General features: G+C 68.9%; 23 protein-coding genes. 15 read left to right on the top strand and 8 right to left on the bottom strand.

All coding sequences use genetic code 11. The features are described 5' to 3' along the window. Window positions 1–5: 5 nt before the first annotated feature. A complete protein-coding gene (locus LCY71_RS10150) occupies window positions 6–764 on the bottom strand; it encodes a coenzyme F420-0:L-glutamate ligase (RefSeq protein ID WP_225333033.1) in 759 nt (252 codons plus the stop codon). A 69-nt stretch (window positions 765–833) separates the two neighbouring features. Then, the gene (locus LCY71_RS10145) at window positions 834–1,316 is read right to left on the bottom strand and encodes a metallophosphoesterase family protein (RefSeq protein ID WP_225333032.1); all 483 of its coding nucleotides are present in this window, start codon (window positions 1,314–1,316) and stop codon (window positions 834–836) included. A gap of 118 nt (window positions 1,317–1,434) precedes the next feature. Between LCY71_RS10145 and LCY71_RS10140 the strand changes: the two genes are divergently transcribed. Continuing rightward, entirely contained in the window at window positions 1,435–2,748 is a 1,314-nt protein-coding gene (locus LCY71_RS10140; RefSeq protein WP_225333031.1) for an eIF2B alpha/beta/delta subunit family protein, read from the top strand. Between the two features lie 169 nt (window positions 2,749–2,917). Here the strand turns inward: LCY71_RS10140 and LCY71_RS10135 are convergent, their stop codons facing one another. Together LCY71_RS10135 and engB are read right to left on the bottom strand one after the other, a co-directional pair. Further along, entirely contained in the window at window positions 2,918–4,681 is a 1,764-nt protein-coding gene (locus tag LCY71_RS10135; RefSeq protein WP_225333030.1) for a COG1361 family protein, read from the bottom strand. A 274-nt stretch (window positions 4,682–4,955) separates the two neighbouring features. Continuing rightward, window positions 4,956–5,573, bottom strand: coding sequence for a GTP-binding protein EngB (engB, locus tag LCY71_RS10130; RefSeq protein WP_225333029.1), 618 nt, complete (start codon window positions 5,571–5,573; stop codon window positions 4,956–4,958). A 248-nt stretch (window positions 5,574–5,821) separates the two neighbouring features. Here engB and LCY71_RS10125 point away from each other — a divergent pair, with 248 nt between their 5' ends. The 3 genes from LCY71_RS10125 (at window position 5,822) to LCY71_RS10115 (ending at window position 9,671) form a co-directional block, all read left to right on the top strand. Then, window positions 5,822–6,967 (top strand): Gfo/Idh/MocA family protein, encoded by a 1,146-nt coding sequence (locus tag LCY71_RS10125; RefSeq protein WP_225333028.1) that lies wholly within the window; start codon window positions 5,822–5,824, stop codon window positions 6,965–6,967. Between the two features lie 123 nt (window positions 6,968–7,090). Beyond that, window positions 7,091–8,341 (top strand): Gfo/Idh/MocA family protein, encoded by a 1,251-nt coding sequence (locus LCY71_RS10120; protein WP_225333027.1) that lies wholly within the window; start codon window positions 7,091–7,093, stop codon window positions 8,339–8,341. 49 nt (window positions 8,342–8,390) lie between these two features. Further along, a complete protein-coding gene (locus tag LCY71_RS10115) occupies window positions 8,391–9,671 on the top strand; it encodes a TIGR00341 family protein (RefSeq protein WP_225333026.1) in 1,281 nt (426 codons plus the stop codon). A 24-nt stretch (window positions 9,672–9,695) separates the two neighbouring features. On the opposite strand, the gene LCY71_RS10110 is transcribed toward LCY71_RS10115, so the two are convergent. Together LCY71_RS10110 and LCY71_RS10105 are read right to left on the bottom strand one after the other, a co-directional pair. Beyond that, window positions 9,696–10,364, bottom strand: a complete 669-nt coding sequence (locus LCY71_RS10110; protein ID WP_225333025.1) for a DUF7119 family protein — start codon at window positions 10,362–10,364, stop codon at window positions 9,696–9,698. 115 nt (window positions 10,365–10,479) lie between these two features. After that, window positions 10,480–10,665, bottom strand: coding sequence for a DUF8595 family protein (locus LCY71_RS10105; protein ID WP_225333024.1), 186 nt, complete (start codon window positions 10,663–10,665; stop codon window positions 10,480–10,482). 268 nt (window positions 10,666–10,933) lie between these two features. Here LCY71_RS10105 and LCY71_RS10100 point away from each other — a divergent pair, with 268 nt between their 5' ends. From LCY71_RS10100 to LCY71_RS10050, 11 genes are all read left to right on the top strand, one after another. Continuing rightward, window positions 10,934–11,275: a DUF8134 family protein gene (locus tag LCY71_RS10100; protein WP_225333023.1), complete on the top strand. Its 342-nt coding sequence runs from the start codon at window positions 10,934–10,936 to the stop codon at window positions 11,273–11,275. Between the two features lie 90 nt (window positions 11,276–11,365). Further along, window positions 11,366–13,132, top strand: coding sequence for a nitrite/sulfite reductase (locus LCY71_RS10095; RefSeq protein ID WP_225333022.1), 1,767 nt, complete (start codon window positions 11,366–11,368; stop codon window positions 13,130–13,132). A gap of 813 nt (window positions 13,133–13,945) precedes the next feature. Further along, window positions 13,946–14,230 carry a DUF6360 family protein gene (locus LCY71_RS10090; protein WP_225333021.1) on the top strand — a complete coding sequence of 95 codons (285 nt, stop codon included), beginning with the start codon at window positions 13,946–13,948 and terminating at the stop codon, window positions 14,228–14,230. Window positions 14,231–14,324: 94 nt separating this feature from the next. Further along, complete coding sequence (locus LCY71_RS10085; protein ID WP_225333020.1) at window positions 14,325–14,624, top strand: CPCC family cysteine-rich protein; 300 nt, start codon at window positions 14,325–14,327, stop codon at window positions 14,622–14,624. Window positions 14,625–14,877: 253 nt separating this feature from the next. Then, entirely contained in the window at window positions 14,878–15,720 is an 843-nt protein-coding gene (locus tag LCY71_RS10080; RefSeq protein WP_225333019.1) for an aldo/keto reductase, read from the top strand. Between the two features lie 32 nt (window positions 15,721–15,752). Further along, complete coding sequence (locus LCY71_RS10075; protein ID WP_225333018.1) at window positions 15,753–15,941, top strand: hypothetical protein; 189 nt, start codon at window positions 15,753–15,755, stop codon at window positions 15,939–15,941. Between the two features lie 33 nt (window positions 15,942–15,974). Further along, on the top strand, window positions 15,975–16,238 hold the full coding sequence (locus tag LCY71_RS10070) for a hypothetical protein (RefSeq protein ID WP_225333017.1): 264 nt from the start codon (window positions 15,975–15,977) through the stop codon (window positions 16,236–16,238). Window positions 16,239–16,330: 92 nt separating this feature from the next. After that, window positions 16,331–16,948, top strand: coding sequence for a VOC family protein (locus LCY71_RS10065; protein WP_225333016.1), 618 nt, complete (start codon window positions 16,331–16,333; stop codon window positions 16,946–16,948). 117 nt (window positions 16,949–17,065) lie between these two features. Continuing rightward, complete coding sequence (locus LCY71_RS10060; protein WP_225333015.1) at window positions 17,066–17,242, top strand: hypothetical protein; 177 nt, start codon at window positions 17,066–17,068, stop codon at window positions 17,240–17,242. Window positions 17,243–17,421: 179 nt separating this feature from the next. Then, window positions 17,422–17,667, top strand: coding sequence for a DUF7127 family protein (locus LCY71_RS10055; RefSeq protein ID WP_225333014.1), 246 nt, complete (start codon window positions 17,422–17,424; stop codon window positions 17,665–17,667). Window positions 17,668–17,773: 106 nt separating this feature from the next. Then, on the top strand, window positions 17,774–18,166 hold the full coding sequence (locus tag LCY71_RS10050; protein WP_225333013.1) for a ribonuclease HI family protein: 393 nt from the start codon (window positions 17,774–17,776) through the stop codon (window positions 18,164–18,166). Between the two features lie 40 nt (window positions 18,167–18,206). Here the strand turns inward: LCY71_RS10050 and LCY71_RS10045 are convergent, their stop codons facing one another. Further along, entirely contained in the window at window positions 18,207–18,557 is a 351-nt protein-coding gene (locus LCY71_RS10045; protein ID WP_225333012.1) for a hypothetical protein, read from the bottom strand. Window positions 18,558–18,648: 91 nt separating this feature from the next. Then, on the bottom strand, window positions 18,649–19,362 hold the full coding sequence (locus LCY71_RS10040; protein WP_225333011.1) for a ferredoxin--NADP reductase: 714 nt from the start codon (window positions 19,360–19,362) through the stop codon (window positions 18,649–18,651). Window positions 19,363–19,540 lie beyond the last annotated feature (178 nt).

Below are 19,540 nucleotides of genomic sequence, written 5' to 3'. Positions count from 1 at the left end.
TCGAATCAGTCCTCGTACTCCCACTCGGCCAGCGCCTGCCTGACGAGGTCGCCCTCGCGGTCGCGGAACAGCGCGTCGCTGCCGTCGTGGTCGCCGAACTCGAAGTGGCGGACCACGGCGACCGGGGTTCCCCCGTCGCCCTCGCCGGTGACGAGGTTGGCCGCGGCTGCGAGTTCGTCGACGACGGCCTGGACGGTGACGTCCATCTTCCGGCCGTCGCGGTCCCGCTCGCCGCGCCAGTCGCGGGCGGCGGGGACGCCGTCCCAGCCCAGCGCCACGCCGCGCTGGCCGTGCCGGAACGGCCGACCGGAGGTGTCCGTGACGATCACGGCTGGGTCGCCGCCCAGCCCGGACCTGATCCGCTCGGCGCTGGCCGTCGGGTCTTCGGGCAGCAGGAGCAGGTCCGCGTCGGGCACGTTCGAGCGGTCGATCCCGGCGTTGACGGTGCTGTGACCGAAGCGCGTCGTGGCGAGCAGGAACGGGACCTCCAGCAGCAGTTCCTCGCTTTCGTCGAGGACTGCCTGTGCGAACCGGGGGTCCTTCTCCTCGCCCGCGAGGTCGCCGATCCGCTCGGCGATGCCGCGGGCCCGCTCGCCGGCCGGGAAGTCGTCGAAGTCCGCCTGCCGGCCCTCCGCCTTGGAGACGACGGTGCTGGCCACGCAGACCACGTCGTCGGGCCGCAGGTCGACCCGCTCGTCGATCATGGCCGCCAGGTCGTCGCCGGGGCGCACCTCCGGCAGTCCCTCGACCGCGAAGACCTCCATACGCCACCCTCGTCAGGGGACCGGAAAAAGGGGCCCGATACCAGTAAGGGTCGCCACCGTCGGGACCGGTCAAATCTCGTGCAGCTCCACGTCCAGGTCTCCGTCCTCGACCGTCGCCGTCATCATCGTCGTCCGCCGGGCCGGCGCGGCCCCGGTCGCCGAGCCGGGGTTGAGCAGCCGCATCCCGTCCCGCTCGACGTCCATCACCTCGTGGGTGTGGCCCGAGACGCCCACGTCGCCGTCGCGCTGGCGGACGGCGTCGGCCACGCGGTCCTCGTAGCCCCTGTCGGGCCCGGTGCCGTGGGTGACCACGAACGTCACGCCGCCGAGGTCGACCGAGGCCACCGAGGGCAGGCCCACGGCGGGATCCACGTTCCCAGCGACGGCGGTCAGTTCCGGCGCCAGGTCGCGGACGTTCGCTATCGCCCCTCTGGAGTCGAAGTCGCCGGCGTGGAGCACGTGATCCGCCGACGCGATCCGGTCGCGGACGGTCTCGGGAATCCGCGACGCCCGAGAGGGAACGTGCGTGTCGCTGACGATGGCTATCTCCATGTTGGCCGGTAGGCCACCCTGGGTAAAAGGCCCGGCGAGAGGCGTCGCCGTAGGCCGCTTCGCGCACGACGAGGCCCGTCCCCCCGGATTGATTGCGGCTCCGGTCCGACCACTCACCATGGACGCGACGCCCGTGGTCACGTGCTTCCTGCGCCATCGCAGCGACGTGCTCCTGTTGCGCCGCAGCGACGAGGTGGGCTCCTATCCGGGCCGGTGGGGCGGGGTCGCCGGCCACGTCGCCGACGACGAGGGCCGGGACCGCGACCCCGAGGCAGCGGCGCGTGCGGAGCTCGGCGAGGAGGTCGGCGTGGTCAACGCGACGCCGGTCCGGGCCGGCGAGTCCTTCGAGGTCGAGGACGGCGACTATCGCTGGCGGGTCCACCCGTTCCTCTTCGAGATCGACGACCGCGACGTCGAGACCGACTGGGAGACCGCCGAGTACGAGTGGGTCCCGCCGACGGAGATCCTCCGCCGCGAGACGGTCCCGGCGCTGTGGACCTCTTACGACCGCGTCCGGCCGCGCGCGGCCGCCGTGCGCGAGGACCGCGAGCACGGCTCGTCGTGGCTCTCGGTCAGGGCGCTGGAAGTCCTGCGCGACGAGGCGGCCGCGGCGGTCGAGGGACGAGAGCGCGCGGCGGAGGCGACCGAGCGCGAGCGGTTCGCTGACGGCGAGAGCGGCGACGGCGACGACGCGGCGGGCTGGGACGGACTCGCCGCCGTCGCGGCGGCGCTGCTTGACGCCCGGCCCTCGATGGCCGTCGTCGAGAACCGGGTCAACCGCGCGATGCACGAGGCCGGCGACGAGCGGACCCCGGCCGCGGTCGAGCGCGCCGCGGCGACGGGGATCGAGCGCGCCTACTACGCGGACGAGCGAGCCGCCGCGGCCGCGGCGGATCGGCTGCCGGACCGCGTCGCGACGCTCTCGCGGTCCGGGACCGTCCGACGGGCCCTGGCAGCGGCCGATCCCGACGCGGTCCTGGTCGCCGAGTCGCGGCCCGGTCGCGAGGGCGTCGGCGTTGCGGAATCGCTGGCCGACGGGTGTGAGGTGACGCTCACGACGGACGCGGCCTTCCCCGCGGAACTCGCCCGGCGCGAGGAGGGCGCGCTCGTCGTCGGCGCCGACCGGATCCTCCCGGACGGCCGGGTCGTCAACAAGGTCGGCACGCGGGCGGCCGCGCTGGCGGCGCCGGCGGTCTGTCCCTGCTACGTCGTCGCCGCGAGCGCGAAGATCGCCGCAGGCGAGCGGATCGAACGCGAAGAGCGCGACCCGACCGAGGTGTACGACGGCGACGCGTCCGTCTCCGTCGCCAATCCGACGTTCGACGTGACGCCGTCCGAGGCGGTCACCGTCGTCACCGAGGACGGCCCGCTGGACGACGAGGGCGTCGACGCCGTCGCGGCGCGGCACCGCGAGTGGGCCGGCTGGGAGTGACGCTATCGACGGCGCCGCTCTCGACCGTCTGCGTGGGAACGACGCGGCGAACCAGGCGTGGAGCAGATGTGTCTCGAGACGGTCGCTGGCCTCGCTCTCGCGGGCACGGGAATCTCTGGTGCGTCGGGAGCAGGGAGTAGAGAGGCGAACAGAGCGGGTCCTCCGCCCGTCAGCGCCGCCGGAGCACCGCGACCGTGATTAGCACCGACAGCAGGACCGTCGCACCGGTGAATCCGGGGCCGGAGCCGGTCGTCGGCTCGGCTTCCGTCATCGGTGTGGGCGGTACCTCCGTCTCGGTCGGCGTGTAGGTCCCAGTCGCGACCGCCGTCTCGGTGACGGCCGCCGTCGTCTCACTCTGCGTCGTGGTGACAGCAGTCGTCGTCGCGGGCGTCGGGGTCGCCGACGCCGTCGTCTCGTCGCCGCCTGCGTCGTCGCCGGGAGGGACGCCGCCGCTACTAGCGGAGCTGCCGCCGGAGCTGCTGTCGTTCGAATCGTCGTTCGAGCCGTTGTCGTCCGAATCGTCGTCGTTCGAGCCGTTGTCGTCCGAATCGTCGTCGTTCGAGCCGTTGTCGTCCGAGTCGTCGTCGGCATCGTCGTCCGAGTCACTGGTGTCGTCCGGATCGGTCTCGTCGTTCGAGTCGTTATCGTCGTCTTCTCCAGGATCTGCGCCGTCGCTCGGAGGACTGCTCTCGTCCTCGTTCTCGTCGCCGCCCTGGTCCGGACCGTCACCGACACCGTCACTCTGGTCCGATTCGTCACCGTCGGTCTCGTCACCATCGTCGGCGTCGTCGTCTTGATCCGGTTCGGTATCGGAGCCGCTGTCGTTCTCGTCGCTGTCGTTACCATCAGTTCCGTCGCTCTCGTCGCTCTCGTCGCCCTCTCCGCCGTCGTCGCCCGTTCCGTCACCGGTTGACGTCACCGACAGCGTCCTGGTGATCGTCACGTTCTCGCCGTTGTCGACGAGCAGTTCAGGCGCGACGGTCGCGGTGCCGCTGGCGTTCTCGGGCATCTCGACGGTCACCGACGCCGTGCGAGACTCGCCCGACGCGAAGGGCTCGATCCACATCCAGACACCGGACGAGTTCGCGTACAGCAACGTGCTCGTCTTCGTGGCGTTCCGGACGGTCCAGCCGTCCGGGACCCCGTCGTTGAGACTGAAGCTGCGACTCCTCTCGTCCGTGTTCGTGACGGTGTAGGACACCTCCGCCGTCGCGCCCGGCGTCACGGACTCGGGTGCGGAGACCGACAGCGGTTCGCTCTCACCGGCGTCCTCGTCCTGATCGGATCTCTCGTCGTCGTCCTCATCCGGTGCGTCACCGGCGTCAGATCCGCCGTCGTCCGATTCTTCGCCGTCACTACCGTCTCCGGTGTCGTCGCTCTCGTCGCCTTCTCCGGGATCGGTCTCGTCCCCGTCGTCGATGGCCACGCTCTCGGACGCGGTCCAGTTCGCGCCGTTCGCCGCCAGTACCTCCGGCGTGAGCGTCGCGGTGCCGCTGGCGTTCGCGGGCACCTCGACGGTCGCCGACACGGTGCGCGACTCGCCCGGTGCGAGTGGCTCGGTCCACATCCACGTGCCCGAGAGGGGTCCGTACATCACCGGACCGGTTCTGGTGACCCCGCGGATCTCCCAGCCGTTCGGGAGGCCGTTCGTCACCGAGAAGCCTCGCGCGTCGGCCGTCGGGTTCGTGACGGTGTAGGACACCTCCGTCGTCGCGCCCGGTTCGACCGAGTCGGGCGCCGAGATCTCGATCGGCGTCGCGTCCTGGGCGGATCCCACCGCTGCGACCGCCGGAACGCCCAGCAGCGCCAGGGCCAGGACGACCGCGGTGACCGCGCCGATTCCCCCGTCGGCGGCGTCCGCGCCGTCCCCCCGCGAACACCGGATACTCGATACACTGTTCGCCGTCGACCGCTGTGATTCGTTCGCCGTCATTCGTTCACACCCACCAGAGAAGGCGAACGCGGGGCGACCACCGCGGTCCCACCCGCGGACACGTCACGTCACCTCGCGTTCGACCCCCACCCATGCTGATTTATTACGCTAGTTTTAGGGTAACATTTTCATAGTCGAAGGCGTATTTTACGATGTTTCGAACTTTGCCCTCGTCTAGACAGGTCGTAAATTCAAACCGGAGACGGCGGCAGTCGTCACTCGCGGCGACGAAAGTGAGACAGACGATCGTGGGCGAGGGCGAACGCCGGTCGCGTCAGAAGAACTGGAACAGGTCGTCCCGTCCGGCCTCGTGGAGGTGCTCGCGGACGGCCTCGTTGAGCGGCTCGACGGTACCGCGCTTGGCGCTGATGGGGGCGATGGTCTCGGGCCACTGCTGCCAGGGCGGCACGAGGCCGAGCCGCTCGCAGATGTCGTTCAGCCGGTCGTCCTCGTCGTCGACCTTGTCCATCTTGTTGACGGCAACGACGGGTTCGACGTCGACGTCCCGGAGGAAGTGGAACAGCTCGACGGCGTGGGGCACCTCGTCGGGGCCGGAGTGGCGGTCCATGATGTCGACGGCCGCCTTGCCGTCGAGCACGAGGATGCCGACGAGGATCTCGTCGGCGTGCTCCTCGACGTAGCGGACCACGTCGGTCTTGATCCGCTCGCGGACCTCTTCGGGGACGCCGTCCATGAACCCGAAGCCGGGGAGGTCGGTGACGACGAAGTCCTCGGACACCCAGTCGAAGTGGTTCGGCTCCCGGGTGACGCCCGGTCGCTGGCCGGTGGAGACGTCGTGGCCCGTTATCTCCCGCATCAGCGTCGACTTGCCGACGTTCGACCGGCCGACGAGCACCACCTCGCTCGACCGGTCCGGTCGCGTCTCGAACATACCCGCCCGTAGCCGGGCGAGCGGCATATGGAGCGCGGTTTCGGTCGGCGGTCGCCCGCGGTCGCGGCGCGACTACGGCCCCTGTTGTCACTGAAAGGGCGCGAAAGCGCCGTCGCCGTCAGATTCCGTTAAACGAAGTAGATACGTGTGGCAATTAACAGCGGGTGTTGTTGTCGTCGATGCTTTTAACAGGTGGCTGGCGAATGAGTGGGTATCTCACGCGTCGGGCGACCGGCGAAGATCCAACCATGACAGTCACGATCGGTATCATCGGCGCGGGCAACCGCGGCCGGAAGCACACCGAGGAGTATCAGGCGGTCGAAGACACGCGCGTGAAGGCCATCGCGGACGTCGACGAGGACGCGGCGACGGCGCTCGCGGAGGAGTTGGGCGTCCCCGACGTCTACGCGGACTTCCGCGACATGCTGGCCGACGACGAGATCGACGCGATCAGCGTCTGCGTACACAACAACCTTCACGAACCGATGGCCGTCGAGGCGTTCGATGCGGGCAAGCACGTCTTCTGCGAGAAGCCCCTCGCGGGGAGTTACGCGGACGCGAAGCGCATCCTCGAGGCCGCAGAAGACGCGGGCAAACACCTGGGCGTCCAGAACATGGAGCTGTTCACTGGGGAGACGCGCGCGGCGAAGCGCTTCGTCGAGGAGGGGCGGCTCGGCGACGTCTCGTTCGCCCGCTCGGTCTACTCGCGCCGCCGCGGCCGGCCGTACGTCGACGGGTACGGCACGCCCTCGTTCGTCCAGAAGGAGTCGGCGGGCGGCGGCCCGGTGTTCGACATCGGGACCTACGAGATCGGGCGCATGCTGTACCTGCTCGGGAACCCGGCCGTCGAGCGCGTCAACGGCCAGACGTTCGAGTACCACGAGGACAGCTACGGCGAGGAGCTGGTCGGCGAGAACGAGGAGCTCTACGAGGAGCGCTTCGAGGAGTCGGACTACGACGTGGAGGACGCGGGAACGGGCGCCGCCCGGCTCGCGGACGGCTCCCGCCTGGAGATCCGGGCCGCCTGGCACATGTTCTCTCCCGACGAGCGCGGTACGGTCGTCGGCAGCGAGGGCGGCCTGGCGTTCGACCCGCTCGAGTACCTGACCACGGCGAGCGACTACGAGATCACTGCCGAGGTCGACGTCGAGGACTACGAGCGCCGGCAGGCGCTCATCGAGAGCGAGTCCGGCTACGACGCCAGCGACCGCCCGACGCAGTTCGACCACTGGGTCGAGACCGTCCGCGGCACGGTCGACCCGATCCCCACGGGCGAGATCGCGCTCAACTCCATGCTCGTCATGGAGGGGATCTACCTCGCCGACGAACTCGGCCGCGAGGTCAGCGTCGACGAGGTCGCCGAGGAGTCGCCTTCTCGGTCGATCGACCTCTGAGCGGCGTCGTGGCCGGCGGTCCGTGACGCCAGTCCGTCGCGACCGGATCAGCGACGGCGGAGCTCGTAGTTTTTTGAACTATCGAAACAATCTTTTTGTCCTCCTGGTGAGTCACCGCGACACATGCCATCAGAGCGACTGGGCGTCGGCTTCGTCGGCGCGGGTTTCATCACGCGGGAGTTCCACGCGGCGACCTTCGAACGCATCCGCGGCGCGGACGTGACCGGTGTCATGAATCCGACGGTGAGCAAGGCCGAGGCGGTGGCCGAGGAGTGTCGCGAGGCCGGGAGCGGCGACCCGATGACGACGGGCGACGTGCGTGACCTCGTCCGCCACGACGAGGTAGACGCGGTGTGGGTCACCTCGCCCAACCACACGCGCGTCGAGACGGTCGAGGCCATCGTCGAGGAGGTCGAGCAGGGCCGGGCGGAACTGGATGGCATCGCCGTCGAGAAGCCCCTGGCCCGGACGGTCGACGAGGCCCGCGAGGTCGTCGACCTCGTCGAGGGGACGGGGCTGAACGAGGCGTACCTGGAGAACCAGGTCCACATGCCCGGCGTCGACAGGATGCGCGAACTGCTATGGGACAGCGCCGAGGGTTCGGGCCGGCCGTACCTCGCCCGGTCCGCCGAGGAGCACTCCGGCCCGCACTCGACGTGGTTCTGGGACGGCGAGAAGCAGGGCGGCGGCGTCCTCAACGACATGATGTGTCACTCGCATAAAGTGAACAAACACCTCCTCTCGCGCCCGGGCGAGACGGACGACCTGGAACCCGTCGCGGTGTCGGCCGACATCTCGACGCTGAAGTGGGGCCGCGAGGAGTACGCCGACGACCTCGCCGAGGAGTACGGCGTCGACTACGCGGGCGCGCCCTCGGAGGACTACGCGTCGGCCAGCGTCTTCTACGAGACGCCGGAGGGCGACCTCGTCGTCGGCGAGGCCACCAACTCCTGGTGCTTCGTCGGGTCCGGGCTGCGGATCACCATCGAACTGCTCGGGCCGGAGTACTCGGGCACGATCAACACGCTGGAGTCCGGCACGGACGTGTTCTTCTCGGACCGCGCGGCAGAGGACGCCGGCTACGTGGTCGAGAAGCAGGAAGCCGACCGCGGGAAGATGCCCGTCCTCCCGCAGGAGGGCGCCACCTACGGCTACCTCGATCAGAACGAACACGTCGTCGAGGCGTTCCGCGCCGGCGAGGACGCCAGCGAGGACCTCAAAGACGGCCTGGAGGTGGCGGAACTCGTCGCCGCCTCGTACCTCGCGGCCGAGCGCGGCGAGCGGATCGACCTCGACGACGCCGACCTGTCGGGGTACGTCCCCGAACCGGCTCGCGGCGCGTTCGACGCTGGGCCGGCAGGTATCGAGCGGTAGGCGGGCCGGTACCAGTTCTTATTTGCCCCCGCGGGGCACAAGCCGAAACGTGCGACTCGTCCAGGTGACGATCCCGGCGGGGAAGCGCGAGACCGTCCTGGCCGTCCTCGACGACGAGGGAATCGACTACGTCGTCAGCGACGAGACCAGCGGCCGGGAGTTCACCGCCCTGGTCTCGTTCCCGCTGCCGACGCCGGCCGTCGAGCCCGTCCTCGCCAACCTCCGGGAGGTCGGTATCGAGGAGGACGCCTACACGGTCATCCTGGAGGCGAACACGGTCGTCTCCGAGCAGTTCGAGGAGCTGGAGGAGCGCTACGCCGAGGACCACGACGAGAGCCGCATCGCCCGCGAGGAGCTGACGTCGGCGGCCAGAGAGCTGTCAGCGACGCTGTCGAACTACGTCACGATGACCGTCATCAGCTCGGTCATCGCCACGGCCGGCCTCCTGCTGAACTCCCCGGCGGTCGTGGTCGGCTCGATGGTCATCGCGCCGCTGGTGGGACCGGCGCTGTCGACCAGCGTCGGGACCGTGGTCGACGACAGCGAGCTGTTCCGGCGCGGCCTGAAGCTCCAGATACTGGGAGTCGTGCTCTCCATCGCCGCCGCCGCCGTCTTCGCCGGGCTCATCAGGTCGCTCCACCTCGTCCCGCCCCTGACCGACGTGACGACGATCCAGCAGGTGCGCGAACGGGTAGCCCCGGACTTCCTCTCGCTCGTGGTCGCGCTGGGGGCCGGCGTCGCGGGCGCCCTGAGCCTCTCCTCCGGGGTATCGACAGCGCTGGTCGGCGTGATGATCTCCGTGGCGCTGATCCCGCCGGCGGCGACCGTCGGCATCGGCCTGGCGTGGGGGCAACCGCTCGTCAGCCTCGGATCCGGCGTGCTGACCCTGGTGAACATCATTTCGATCAACTTCGCGGCGCTGATCGTTCTGTGGTACCAGGGCTACCGACCGACCCGGTGGTTCCGCCTCGACGAGGCCCGGAGTGCGACGCTCCAACGCATCGGCGTCCTCGCGCTGTCCATCCTCGTCCTGTCGGCCTTCCTCGGCGGCGTGACCGTCGACACCTACGAGCGGGCGGCGACGGAGGAGCGGATCCAGGAGGGGGCCGAGGAGATCGTCACCGGCGCCGGGCTGACGCTGGTCGAGGTGGAGACCGAACACACCAACACGCCGCTGTTCCAGGAGCCAGACCGGGTGATAGTGACCGTCGGCGTCAGCACCGACCAGGACCAGCCGGACGTCGTCGACGACCTCGATCAGATGGCCGACGACGTGTCGGGACGGAACGTGGCCACCGAAGTCCGCTACGTCACCATCTCGCGGGCGTGAGCTCGGACGGGACGTCCGGGGGACTCACTCGGCGCTGTCCAGTTCCTGCGACAGGATCTCCGAGACGAGGGCGCCGGGCGAGCGAGTCTCGAGGGCGGCGTGGCGGCGGAGTTCGCGGTAGGCCTCGGGGTCGAGGTCGAGGGTTATCTCGCCCAGCGTGGCGCCCTCGTCGGCGAGGGCCGCCGCGACGCTCTCGCCGTCGTTGATCGCGCTGGCGACGGATCGGATCTGCCGGACGGTCAGGTCGTGGTCGATGGCGGCCCAGGCCAGCAGGTAGCGAGCCTCGCCGCCGACGCGGGCGATGTGCTTGGCGGCGGTCGGCGCGATGTGGCCCAGCGCGACGTGGAGGCGGATGGCCCGCGGCAGGTCGTGGACGCGGGACCACTTGCGGATGAACGAGACCGTGGCCTCGCCGCCGGCCCGCTCGGCGGCGGCCTTGTAGGATCCCTCGCCGCGGACGAGGGCAGCGCAGGCGGCCGCTCCCCGCAGCATGTACACGTTGTCGTCGGCGCCGGCCGTGTTCTCCGAGAAGGCCCTGACGGTGTCGGCCGCCAGTTCGAGGCTCTCGGGGTCGTCCGGGTCGAACTCGACGGCCTCCTCGGCGCGGTCGCCCATCAGCGACGGATCGCCGCGGATCACCGGCTTCCCGACCGGCGACTCGCGGTCCGTCGACGGGCTTCCGTCAGCGGTCATCACTTTCCGTTCGGAGTCGTTCGTTAAAAACGTCCCGTGCGAGCGTGCCCGGTGCGGCCCCGCGTCGGAGGGATCCGGACGCGTCGGCGTCGCTGGTCACGGCTACAGCGGCGACTCAGTCGTCGGCGGCGGCGTCCTCGCGGTTCTCCGAGAGGTGCTCCCAGATCTCGGTGCAACCGCATCCGTCCTCGACGTCGTCGAGATGCTCCCGATGAGCCGACGAGCCCTGCTCGTCGGCGCCGTCGAGGTGGTCGGTCGCCGGCTCTTCTGCGTCGTCGTGGTCCTGTTGTGCAGTCGTCATCGTCGTGCTCCCGCGCGGCGCGGCACCGCGTCGGTCAACGTGGTTCCACCTATAGCCACCTGCCTCCTTAAGCCCGCTCTCACCCGTAATCTTGTCCCGCACTCCCGACTACCGGCAATCAGTGCAGCTATCGTGTGCGGAGTCCGACAGGAAGTGAGCTGTGGTACCATGTGACAAGGACAGCAAGAGGGCGGCGGGGAGATCGGTGTTGCGGCGAATCTTGAAATCGGCGACGGACTGACGTATCCGGGAGATGTAATAATATGTAATGACCACCGACGTCCACCAGCTCGACGACGGGGCCTGGATCAGCGTCAACGACTCCCGAGAGGTGAACGTCAGCGACCTGTGGCTCCTGGCGCGAAGCGACCTCTGTGGCTGCGAACCGACCGATTTCCTCGCCGAGGGCTTCGTCGAGGTCGAGCCCGACCCGCCCGACATCGAGGCGCGCATCGCGGGCCGCTGTATCGCCTGCGGGACCGAGGGCGTCACCGACTGGCTGATCGTCGGACGCGTCATCGACCCCGAATCCGGCGAGTTCTACGGCGTCGACCACGAGAGCGTCCACGTTCCCGAGAAGCGCCGCCGACTGGCCGATCCCGGAGAATAGGCAACTTTCTCCTGATGCGGCGAGAGGTGGGGACCTTTGACGGCAAGGCGAGGGGTATATGTTCGGGGCTATTGGCTACGTAGTACTACTATGCCGACGAAAGTCGAGAAGTGGAAAGACGAGGTGTACGGCAACGAAATCAGGGAGCACCTGATGGAGTTCGCCGAGGAGGGATGGGACGCCATCCCCGAAGACGAGCAGGACGCCTGGTTCGAGCGCTTCAAGTGGTGGGGCCTCTACCACCAGCGCTCCGGCCAGGAGTCGTACTTCATGATGCGGATCGGCACGCCCAACGGCGTCGTCGAGCCCGGCCAGCTCGAGGTCATCGGCGAGGTCGCCAGAGAGTACGCCCAGGGCCCCGCCCAGAACCCCGAGTTCGGCGACGCCTACTGCGACTGGACGACCCGCCAGTCCATCCAGCTCCACTGGATCAAGATCGAGGACATCCCGGAGATCTTCGAGAAGCTCGAGTCGGTCGGTCTCTCCACCCAGCAGGCCTGCGGTGACTCCTGGCGGAACATCGTCGGCTGTCCTGTCGCCGGCAAGGACAGCCACGAGCACATCGACGCCTGGCCCGTCGCCGAGAACCTCCACGAGACGTTCAAGGGCGACGACGACCACGTCAACCTGCCCCGGAAGTGGAAGGTCTCCATCACCGGCTGTGACGAGGGCTGCGGCCAGGGCGACATCAACGACCTCGCCTTCGAGCCCGCCGAGAGGGACGGCGAACTCGGCTTCAACGTCCGGGTCGGCGGCGGCCTCGCCCGCAAGGAGCCCCGCTTCGCCCGCGACATCGACGTCTGGGTCCCCGAAGAACGGGTCCCCGACGTCGCCGGCGGCCTCTCCGCGCTCTTTCGCGACTACGGCGACCGCGACGACCGCTACAACGCCCGCATCAAGTTCCTCGTCGACGAGTGGGGCCCCGAGAAGGTCCGCGACGTCCTCCAGGAGGAGTACGTCGACTTCGAGCTGCCCACCGCCGGCGAGGACATGCGCGACGAGTACACCTACAACTCCGGCAACCAGGTCGGCCACGACGACCACGTCGGCGTCCACGAGCAGCCCGACGGCAACTACTACGTCGGCCTCAACGTCCTCGTCGGCCGCATGGGCGCCGACGAGGTGCTGGAACTCGCCGACCTCGCCGAGGAGTACGGCTCCGGTGAGGTCCGCCTGACCCAGCGCCAGAACGTCATCGTCACGGACGTCTCCGAGGAGAGCCTCGACGCGCTCCTCGAGGAGCCCCTGCTGGAGGAGTACTCGCCCGACCCGAGCCCGTTCAAGCGCGGCTCCATCGCCTGCACGGGCACCGAGTACTGCTCGCTCTCGATCGTCGAGACGAAGAACCGCCAGGTGCGCTACGCGCGCTGGCTGGAGGGCAATGTCGACCTCCCCGAGGACCACGAGGACTTCCACATCCACCTCTCGGGCTGTACCGCCTCCTGCGCCCAGCCTCAGATCGCCGACGTCTCACTGCGCGGCATGAAGACCCGTAAGGACGGCGAGCCCGTCGAGGCCCTGGACATCGGCCTCGGCGGCGGCCTCGGCGAGGACCCGCGCTTCGCCGACTGGGTGGAGATGCGCGTCCCCGCCGACGAGGTCCCCGGCGCCATCCAGAACCTCGTCGAGAACTTCAAAGAGCGCCGTCAGGACGGCGAGACCTTCCGCGAGCTCGTCGAGTCCCGCGACGAGGAGACGCTGGCCGAGCTCGTCGAGCCCGAGGAGACCGACTACGATGACCCGTACATGCACAACACCAAGCAGACCTGGTACCCCTACGCCGAGGACGACGACATGGACGCCTCGCCCGCGCCCACCGACGGCGAGGGCAAGCCGCTGACTCCCGCCGACGACTAGGGTCCCAACGCGGTTTCTCTCTCCCGACTTCTCTTCTCGACGTCTCTTTCCGTTCTCGAACCGGCTGGCTGCTGCCACGTTCTCCCTCTCGGACGCGACAGACGGCACAGACGACGGGACTCAGAAAGCCCTCGGCCCGCTCGCGGCCGCTCCGTCGGATACCCTCACTCCGTTCGGGTAGTGCCGGCGGAGCGACTGCCCTCCGGCGCGAGCGGTCTTCGCCCTTTCGTCCACCGAAAGACTCGCTTCGCACGTCTTTCGAGCCCTGTGCTCGAAAATCGAAGATTTTCGGCATGACGAGAGAGCGAAGCTCTCTCGAACCACCTCGCTCCGCTCGGCAGGACGCCAGGCCGCAACCGCAGACCTGCTCGTCCCCGGGTTCTCGCGGTTGCACCGCGAGGTCCGAGGGACCTTCGGTCCCTCGCTACGCGGCACGGAGGCCGCTCCCGGCCGCAGTGCGGTCAGGAAGCGTGATTCGCGGCGGACGCCGCGAATCCGGGGAGGAGTGGTGGAAGCAATCGCTCGCGCCCTCGTGGCGCGAGCAATTCCCTGGCGGATGAAAGGGCGAGGCTCGGTCGGGGAAGCACGAGCCCGCAAGCACTACAGCGAACGAAGTGAGCGAAGCGCGCAGCGTGGCTCGCGCGACCCGAGCGAGCCGAGGGCTTTCTGGTCGTTCGAAGTTGTCGCGATCCTTCCAGAGAGCGGGCCGAGGGCGTTCGATGTCACGGAAGTCTGTGGGCAGCCAACAGACGATCCGAGTGAAAGACCTAGGGAGAGCTTCGCGCTTAAGTGCGGACCGTCACAAGAGGGGGTATGGTCGACCGCATCCTGAAGGTCAACGCGTACACGACGTTCGATCTGCTCGACGGGACGGTGGAGGGCCACGGGTTCGACGAGGAGGCCTACGCAGTCCTCAACGCGACGACGGACTCCCGCGACGACCCGGACCACGTGGAGCTACAGCTGGAGATGGACAACACCCAGCTCGACGAGGTCGAGCCCCACGCGGACAAGGTCGCGCTCTCCGCGGAGCAGGCCCGCGAACTCGCCGCGGAACTGGAGAAGTACGCCGGTCGCGTCGAGGCGGCCGAGGAGTAGCGCCGCGCCCCGGCCGGCGTCGGCCGGTTCCCCCGTTACGGACGGCTTACCCCCCACAGTTCTAAGCGCTCCGAGGTCGTACAGAGAGCCAGTTATGGCTGCCGACGCGCCCGGTAATCCGGCATCGCGCGAACTCGGATTCTGTCCCTGCTGTGGTTACCGGACCCTGCCCCGGTGTCCCCCAGGTTCCTACGCCGTCTGCCCCGTCTGCCAGTGGCTTGACGACCCCGTCCAGTTCGGTGATCCGGAGTACGTCAGCGACACCAACCACGTCAGCCTCGTGCAGGCACGCGCGAACTTCCGCGAACACGGCGCCTGCGTCCCCGACGCCGTCGAGGAGGCCGGTCCGCCGGGCGACGCCGAGCGCGATCCGAACTGGCCCTACGACGAGTAGTCGTCCGAACGCCGAGAGGCTCCCGCTGGTCCCCGTTCGAGCCCTCGTTCGCTTCGCTCACTCCGCTCGCGAGCAGGCTGACGGCCGCAGGGCCCGCCCGTCCGCCAGAGACCGCTCCGGCTCCGGTCCCAGCCCAGCGGCGAGGCAGGCGAGGCGCGTCCGCGTGGCGGACGTGAAAGTGTCGGGCGTGTTTCGTACTCGAATCGACAGGTCGCCCAAACCGTTAATCCCCGGGCGGTCGCAGTCGTGCGTGATGACGCAGGTACCGACAGTGACGCTACCGAGCGGTGACGAACTGCCACAGGTCGGCGTGGGCACGTGGGACATCGACGGCGACACGGTCCGCGAGTCCGTCCGCGCCGGTCTCGACGCCGGCTACGGCCACGTCGACACGGCCGAGGGCTACATGAACGAGGACGAGATCGGCGAGGTGCTGGCCGACTACGACCGCGACGACGTCTGGCTCACCTCGAAGGTGCTGCCGAAGAACCTCGACTACGAGTCGGTGATCCGGTCCTGCGAGGCCTCGCTGGAGCGTCTCGGGACGGACTACCTCGACCTGTACCTGATCCACTGGCCGAACCCGGCCATCTCGCTGCGGGAGACGATGAACGCGATGGCGACGCTGCACGACCGCGGACTCGTCCGCAACGTGGGCGTCTCGAACTTCAGCGCCTACCAGCTCTCCTGCGCGCGGCACGTCTCGGACGTGCCCATCGCCGTCAACCAAATCGAGTTCCACCCCTGGCTCCAGCGGCCCGACCTCGTCGAGTACTGCCGCGAGACCGACACCGTGATCGAGGCCGCCGCGCCGCTGGGCCGGACCGAGGTCTTCGAGGACGAGGTCGTCCAGGACCTGGCCGAGGAGTACGACAGGTCGGTGGCGCAGGTGATCCTGAAGTGGGAGCTCGAGCGCGGAATCGTCACCCTCCCCAAGTCCACCACGCCCGATCACGTCCGCCAGAACCTCGAACTGTTCGACTGGGACATCGCCGAGGAGGACCTGGAGCGCCTGGACGACGCCGACCGGAACCACCCCGTCTACGACCACCCCGCTCGGGACTGGACGGGCGACGTGTACGGCATCAGCCAGTAGCGTTCAACCACCTCAACGCCAACGAGGACGGCATGGACCCGCCCGAACCGGACCGCTGGGACGCGGCGGCGGTCGCCGGCGTCGCGCTGCTGCTCGCCGTCGGCTACGTTCTCGTCCCGCGCCCGGCCGTCCAGTACGCGGTGTGGCTGGCGGTCTTCTGCATCTGGATGGCGTGGTTCGTCTTCTACGGCACCAAGTGGCTCTACGGCGTCGAGGCGTAAGCGGTACGTGGGTGGCCCCGCGAGTGGCGAGCGATGGACACCGACGCCGACGTCGAGAGCGCCGCCGAGGACCCGCCGCTCCAGTGGCTCGCCGTGGCCGTGCTCGGCCTGGCGCTCGCGGCCGTCGGGCTCGTCGCCGGGCTGCTGTCGATCGCTGGCGTGGCCGGCGCGATCGTCGGGGCGGCGCCGTTCCTGGCCCCGGTGTTCGGCTCGAGCCTCCTCCTGCTGCTGGGCGGGGTCGTCCTGTTCGTCGGGAGCATGCTCGCCTGGGACCCCGACTTCGAGGCGACCGAGTGACCGCGACAGCGCGGCGACAGCGGGGCGCAGGGCGGTCGCAGTTGGTCGCGGACGAGGATAGCTATATTCCGTTCCGGCCGCTATCGGGAGGTATGAGCGACGGCCGACCAGTCAGCGACGACCTGCCGGACAGCCCGATCCACACGACGGGGACCGACCACATCACCATCTGGGGCTCGAACGCCGAGGACACCATCGCGTTCTACCGGGACCTCCTGGGGATGCCGCTGGTGCTGCGCCAGCCGAACCTCGACGACCCCTCCCAGACCCACCTCTTCTTCGACACCGGCGACGGCCGCATCCTCACCTTCTTCGTCAGCGACGACCGCCAGTCCGACCCCCGGCCCCAGCGCAGCGCCATCGGCGGGGTCCACCACATCGCGCTCCGCGTCGCGCCGGACCGCTTCGAGGAGATGATGCAGGCGCTGGAGGACGCCGGGAAGGGGTACAACGTCTTCGACCGGGGCATCTTCCACTCCGTGTACACCCGGGACAACAACGGCCTCGTCGTGGAGATCACGACCGACAAGTTCGACGTGCCCGACGACCGCCGCGCCGAGGTGCTGGCGACCACTCAGCGCATCCGCGAGGAGGACGGCGCCGACTACGCCAAGGAGGAGCACATGGAGGCCGCCCTCGAGGAACTGGGACTGGAGGCCGAACCCCGCGACCTGCCCGACGCCGAGAGCGGCGTCGGCGGCGTGGAGTAGCCCCCGTCGGAGCGGGGTAGGCGCGGCGACCGATCGACAGCTGGCAGCCGATCGGTCCGCAGAGAGCGGTAGCTGGCAACAAGCGACAACGGCGTGCCGCCCCTACGTTCTGCTGCTATGTCCGACGGCAACGGCAACGAGGAGGACAGCGAAGACGGGACCGGCCACACCTCCAGCGAGGAGACCCAGACGATGCCGACCGAGCAACAGCAGGAGGAGTGGGAGAAAGGTGAGGAGGAGGAACCACAGGAGCAGGAGGACGAAGAAGCAGACGCCGAGGACGACGGCGGCTGACGCGCCCACAGGCGTCAGCGGTCGCGGGTATCGGGCGGCTGACGGCGCCGCGGCGCTGCGCCGCGAAACCGCGTGACGGCGGTCCCGCTGCGGAGCCGCACGGCAGGCGTTCGCGATCGGCGAATCGGACGTATGGACACAGGTAGTGGACTTAACCCTGCGCCGACCCAACGACGAGTATGGAGGCGCCAGCCCCACTCCGTTCTGCCGCGGATCAGGGAGAGGACGTGACGATCACACAGCGGAACTACGACGACGAGACCGTCCTCGTGGTGGACTTCGGCCAGGGCGTCGACGCCGGCCTCGACATCGTCGGTGACACGGCCATCGTCGTCGCCGGCGACCGACAGTTCGAGTTCGAGGTCCCGCCCGAGGCGACCGAGATCACGACCAACGACGGGATCCTGGAGATCAGGAGTTCCTGACGCCGGTGTCGACTCCGCGGTACGGGCCGCACAGCGAGCGACGGCCGGTTTTCAGAACCGGCACCGAATCCAGTGGGTTCTTGTGGGACGACGTTCGCGTACCCCCATGCCAACCTTCGTCGAGTTCGACGGCGCGTCGCGCGGCAACCCCGGTCCGGCCGCTATCGGGTACCGAGTCCTGGCGGACGGCGACGGCGTCGAGGGCCACGAGTTCGTCGGCGAGGCCACCAACAACGAGGCCGAGTACCGGGCGCTCCGGCGCGGCCTCGAACGCGCACTGGAGGCCGGCCACACCGACGTCATCGCGGAGGGCGACTCCGAGCTCGTCGTCCGGCAGGTCCGCGGCCAGTACGACGTTCGTGCATCGAACCTGATCGACCTCTACGAGGAGGTCCGGGAGCTCGCCGACGAGTTCGACGACTTCGAGATCCGCCACGTCGGCCGGTCGGACAACGGCGCCGCCGACGACCTGGCCAACGCCGCCCTCGACGAGCGGTAGTCCGCGGTCGTCGGGACTGCCGGGCCGATGCGGGCTGCCGCTACTCCTCCGCGTCCGGGTCGGCCTCGCCCTGGACGTCCATGTCCTCGGTGTTCGTCCGGTGGCCCGTCTCTACCTCGACGTCGGCGACCGTCCCCAGGTCCGTCCAGTCGTCGTTCCCCGTCTCTCGGCCCCTGACGTGGGGCGTCGGCCAGTCGCCGTCTTCGGCGTCCGCCCGGACCTGAAAGCGCTGGTACCCGTCGTCCTCGCCGGCCGAAATCTCCAGCCGGAGCTTGTTGCCCGGTTCGTAGATCGACTGGCTGACGTGCCCCTCGACCGTCGTCCCGTCGTCCGCCGTGATCTCTATCGGCTGTTTCTGGCCGACCTCGCCGAGTTCGTCGATGAGTTCCATTGCGTCGGTGATTGGAGCGCAGCGGGTGTAAGCGCTCATTCGAGGTGGTCCGCACGTAGATGCGGCTTCCCATCGATTGGCTTCCGGTTCCCTACTCCCCGGCCGCGTCCGCCTCCCAGCCCTCGGTGTAGACCCGCTCCTCGTCGACGCCTGCGTCGACGAACAGCTCCTCCGTCTCGACGACCATCTCGGGGACGCCGCAGACGTAGACGGCCGCCTCGTCGATGGCGACGCGCTCCAGCGCGTCGGGGAGGTGGTCCTGCACGTGGCCCTCCCGACCCGGCCAGTCGTCGTCGGCCTTGGAGAGCACGTAGTCGACGTCGACGTGGTCGTGTTCGGCGTTGAGCTGGTCGAGGCTCTCCCGGAAGATGAGGTGGTCCTCGTCGCGCTCGCCGAACACGAGGTGGGCGTTGCCCTCGCCCTCGCGGGCGTACTGCTTCAGCATCGGGTAGATCGGCGTGATGCCCGTCCCCGTCGCGACGAACACGGCGTCCCGGTCGAGGTCCCGCACGTAGAGATCGCCGTCGACCTCGTTGATCTCGATCTCGTCGCCCGGCGTCCGTTCGTGCATCCAGACCGACGCCGTCCCGTCGTCGTAGCGCTTGATCGCCATCACGATCTGGCCCGTCCCCGGCAGGCACGCGGCCGTGTACGGGCGCTCGACCTCCTCGCCGTCCTGCTCGAAGTGAATGTGGGTGTGCTGGCCGGGTTCGTACTCGAAAGTGTGGTCCTCTGCCACGAGGCGGAACTGCTTCACGTCGGGCGTCATCTGGTGGACGTCTGCGACGGTGACTGGTAGTGTCATTCAGTATGGTATTACGGGTGACGAAGGAAAGATGTAGTGGCGGCCGCTGTGAGCGACGTGTTCGGGATTCGTCGTGATGCGGGAGTTCGACGCCCGTTCTTCGTCCCACCACAGAAGAACCGCAGTCCGGTCTCAGGGTGCTACGAAATCCCTGCCGCAGGAAGAGAACCCACAGCGG

Source organism: Halomicrobium urmianum, assembly GCF_020217425.1.
Taxonomy (GTDB): Archaea; Halobacteriota; Halobacteria; order Halobacteriales; family Haloarculaceae; genus Halomicrobium; species Halomicrobium urmianum.
This window is presented reverse-complemented; position numbering and strand designations above follow the sequence as displayed.

Excerpts from the sequence above, each read along its gene's own strand:
- LCY71_RS10150 (WP_225333033.1), bottom strand. The coding sequence starts at position 764 with ATGGAGGTCTTCGCGGTCGAGGGACTGCCGGAGGTGCGCCCCGGCGAC.
- LCY71_RS10145 (WP_225333032.1), bottom strand. The coding sequence starts at position 1,316 with ATGGAGATAGCCATCGTCAGCGACACGCACGTTCCCTCTCGGGCGTCG.
- LCY71_RS10140 (WP_225333031.1), top strand. The coding sequence starts at position 1,435 with ATGGACGCGACGCCCGTGGTCACGTGCTTCCTGCGCCATCGCAGCGAC.
- LCY71_RS10135 (WP_225333030.1), bottom strand. The coding sequence starts at position 4,681 with ATGACGGCGAACGAATCACAGCGGTCGACGGCGAACAGTGTATCGAGT.
- engB (WP_225333029.1), bottom strand. The coding sequence starts at position 5,573 with ATGTTCGAGACGCGACCGGACCGGTCGAGCGAGGTGGTGCTCGTCGGC.
- LCY71_RS10125 (WP_225333028.1), top strand. The coding sequence starts at position 5,822 with ATGACAGTCACGATCGGTATCATCGGCGCGGGCAACCGCGGCCGGAAG.
- LCY71_RS10120 (WP_225333027.1), top strand. The coding sequence starts at position 7,091 with ATGCCATCAGAGCGACTGGGCGTCGGCTTCGTCGGCGCGGGTTTCATC.
- LCY71_RS10110 (WP_225333025.1), bottom strand. The coding sequence starts at position 10,364 with ATGACCGCTGACGGAAGCCCGTCGACGGACCGCGAGTCGCCGGTCGGG.
- LCY71_RS10105 (WP_225333024.1), bottom strand. The coding sequence starts at position 10,665 with ATGACGACTGCACAACAGGACCACGACGACGCAGAAGAGCCGGCGACC.
- LCY71_RS10100 (WP_225333023.1), top strand. The coding sequence starts at position 10,934 with ATGACCACCGACGTCCACCAGCTCGACGACGGGGCCTGGATCAGCGTC.
- LCY71_RS10095 (WP_225333022.1), top strand. The coding sequence starts at position 11,366 with ATGCCGACGAAAGTCGAGAAGTGGAAAGACGAGGTGTACGGCAACGAA.
- LCY71_RS10090 (WP_225333021.1), top strand. The coding sequence starts at position 13,946 with ATGGTCGACCGCATCCTGAAGGTCAACGCGTACACGACGTTCGATCTG.
- LCY71_RS10085 (WP_225333020.1), top strand. The coding sequence starts at position 14,325 with ATGGCTGCCGACGCGCCCGGTAATCCGGCATCGCGCGAACTCGGATTC.
- LCY71_RS10080 (WP_225333019.1), top strand. The coding sequence starts at position 14,878 with ATGACGCAGGTACCGACAGTGACGCTACCGAGCGGTGACGAACTGCCA.
- LCY71_RS10075 (WP_225333018.1), top strand. The coding sequence starts at position 15,753 with ATGGACCCGCCCGAACCGGACCGCTGGGACGCGGCGGCGGTCGCCGGC.
- LCY71_RS10070 (WP_225333017.1), top strand. The coding sequence starts at position 15,975 with ATGGACACCGACGCCGACGTCGAGAGCGCCGCCGAGGACCCGCCGCTC.
- LCY71_RS10065 (WP_225333016.1), top strand. The coding sequence starts at position 16,331 with ATGAGCGACGGCCGACCAGTCAGCGACGACCTGCCGGACAGCCCGATC.
- LCY71_RS10060 (WP_225333015.1), top strand. The coding sequence starts at position 17,066 with ATGTCCGACGGCAACGGCAACGAGGAGGACAGCGAAGACGGGACCGGC.
- LCY71_RS10055 (WP_225333014.1), top strand. The coding sequence starts at position 17,422 with ATGGAGGCGCCAGCCCCACTCCGTTCTGCCGCGGATCAGGGAGAGGAC.
- LCY71_RS10050 (WP_225333013.1), top strand. The coding sequence starts at position 17,774 with ATGCCAACCTTCGTCGAGTTCGACGGCGCGTCGCGCGGCAACCCCGGT.
- LCY71_RS10045 (WP_225333012.1), bottom strand. The coding sequence starts at position 18,557 with ATGGAACTCATCGACGAACTCGGCGAGGTCGGCCAGAAACAGCCGATA.
- LCY71_RS10040 (WP_225333011.1), bottom strand. The coding sequence starts at position 19,362 with ATGACACTACCAGTCACCGTCGCAGACGTCCACCAGATGACGCCCGAC.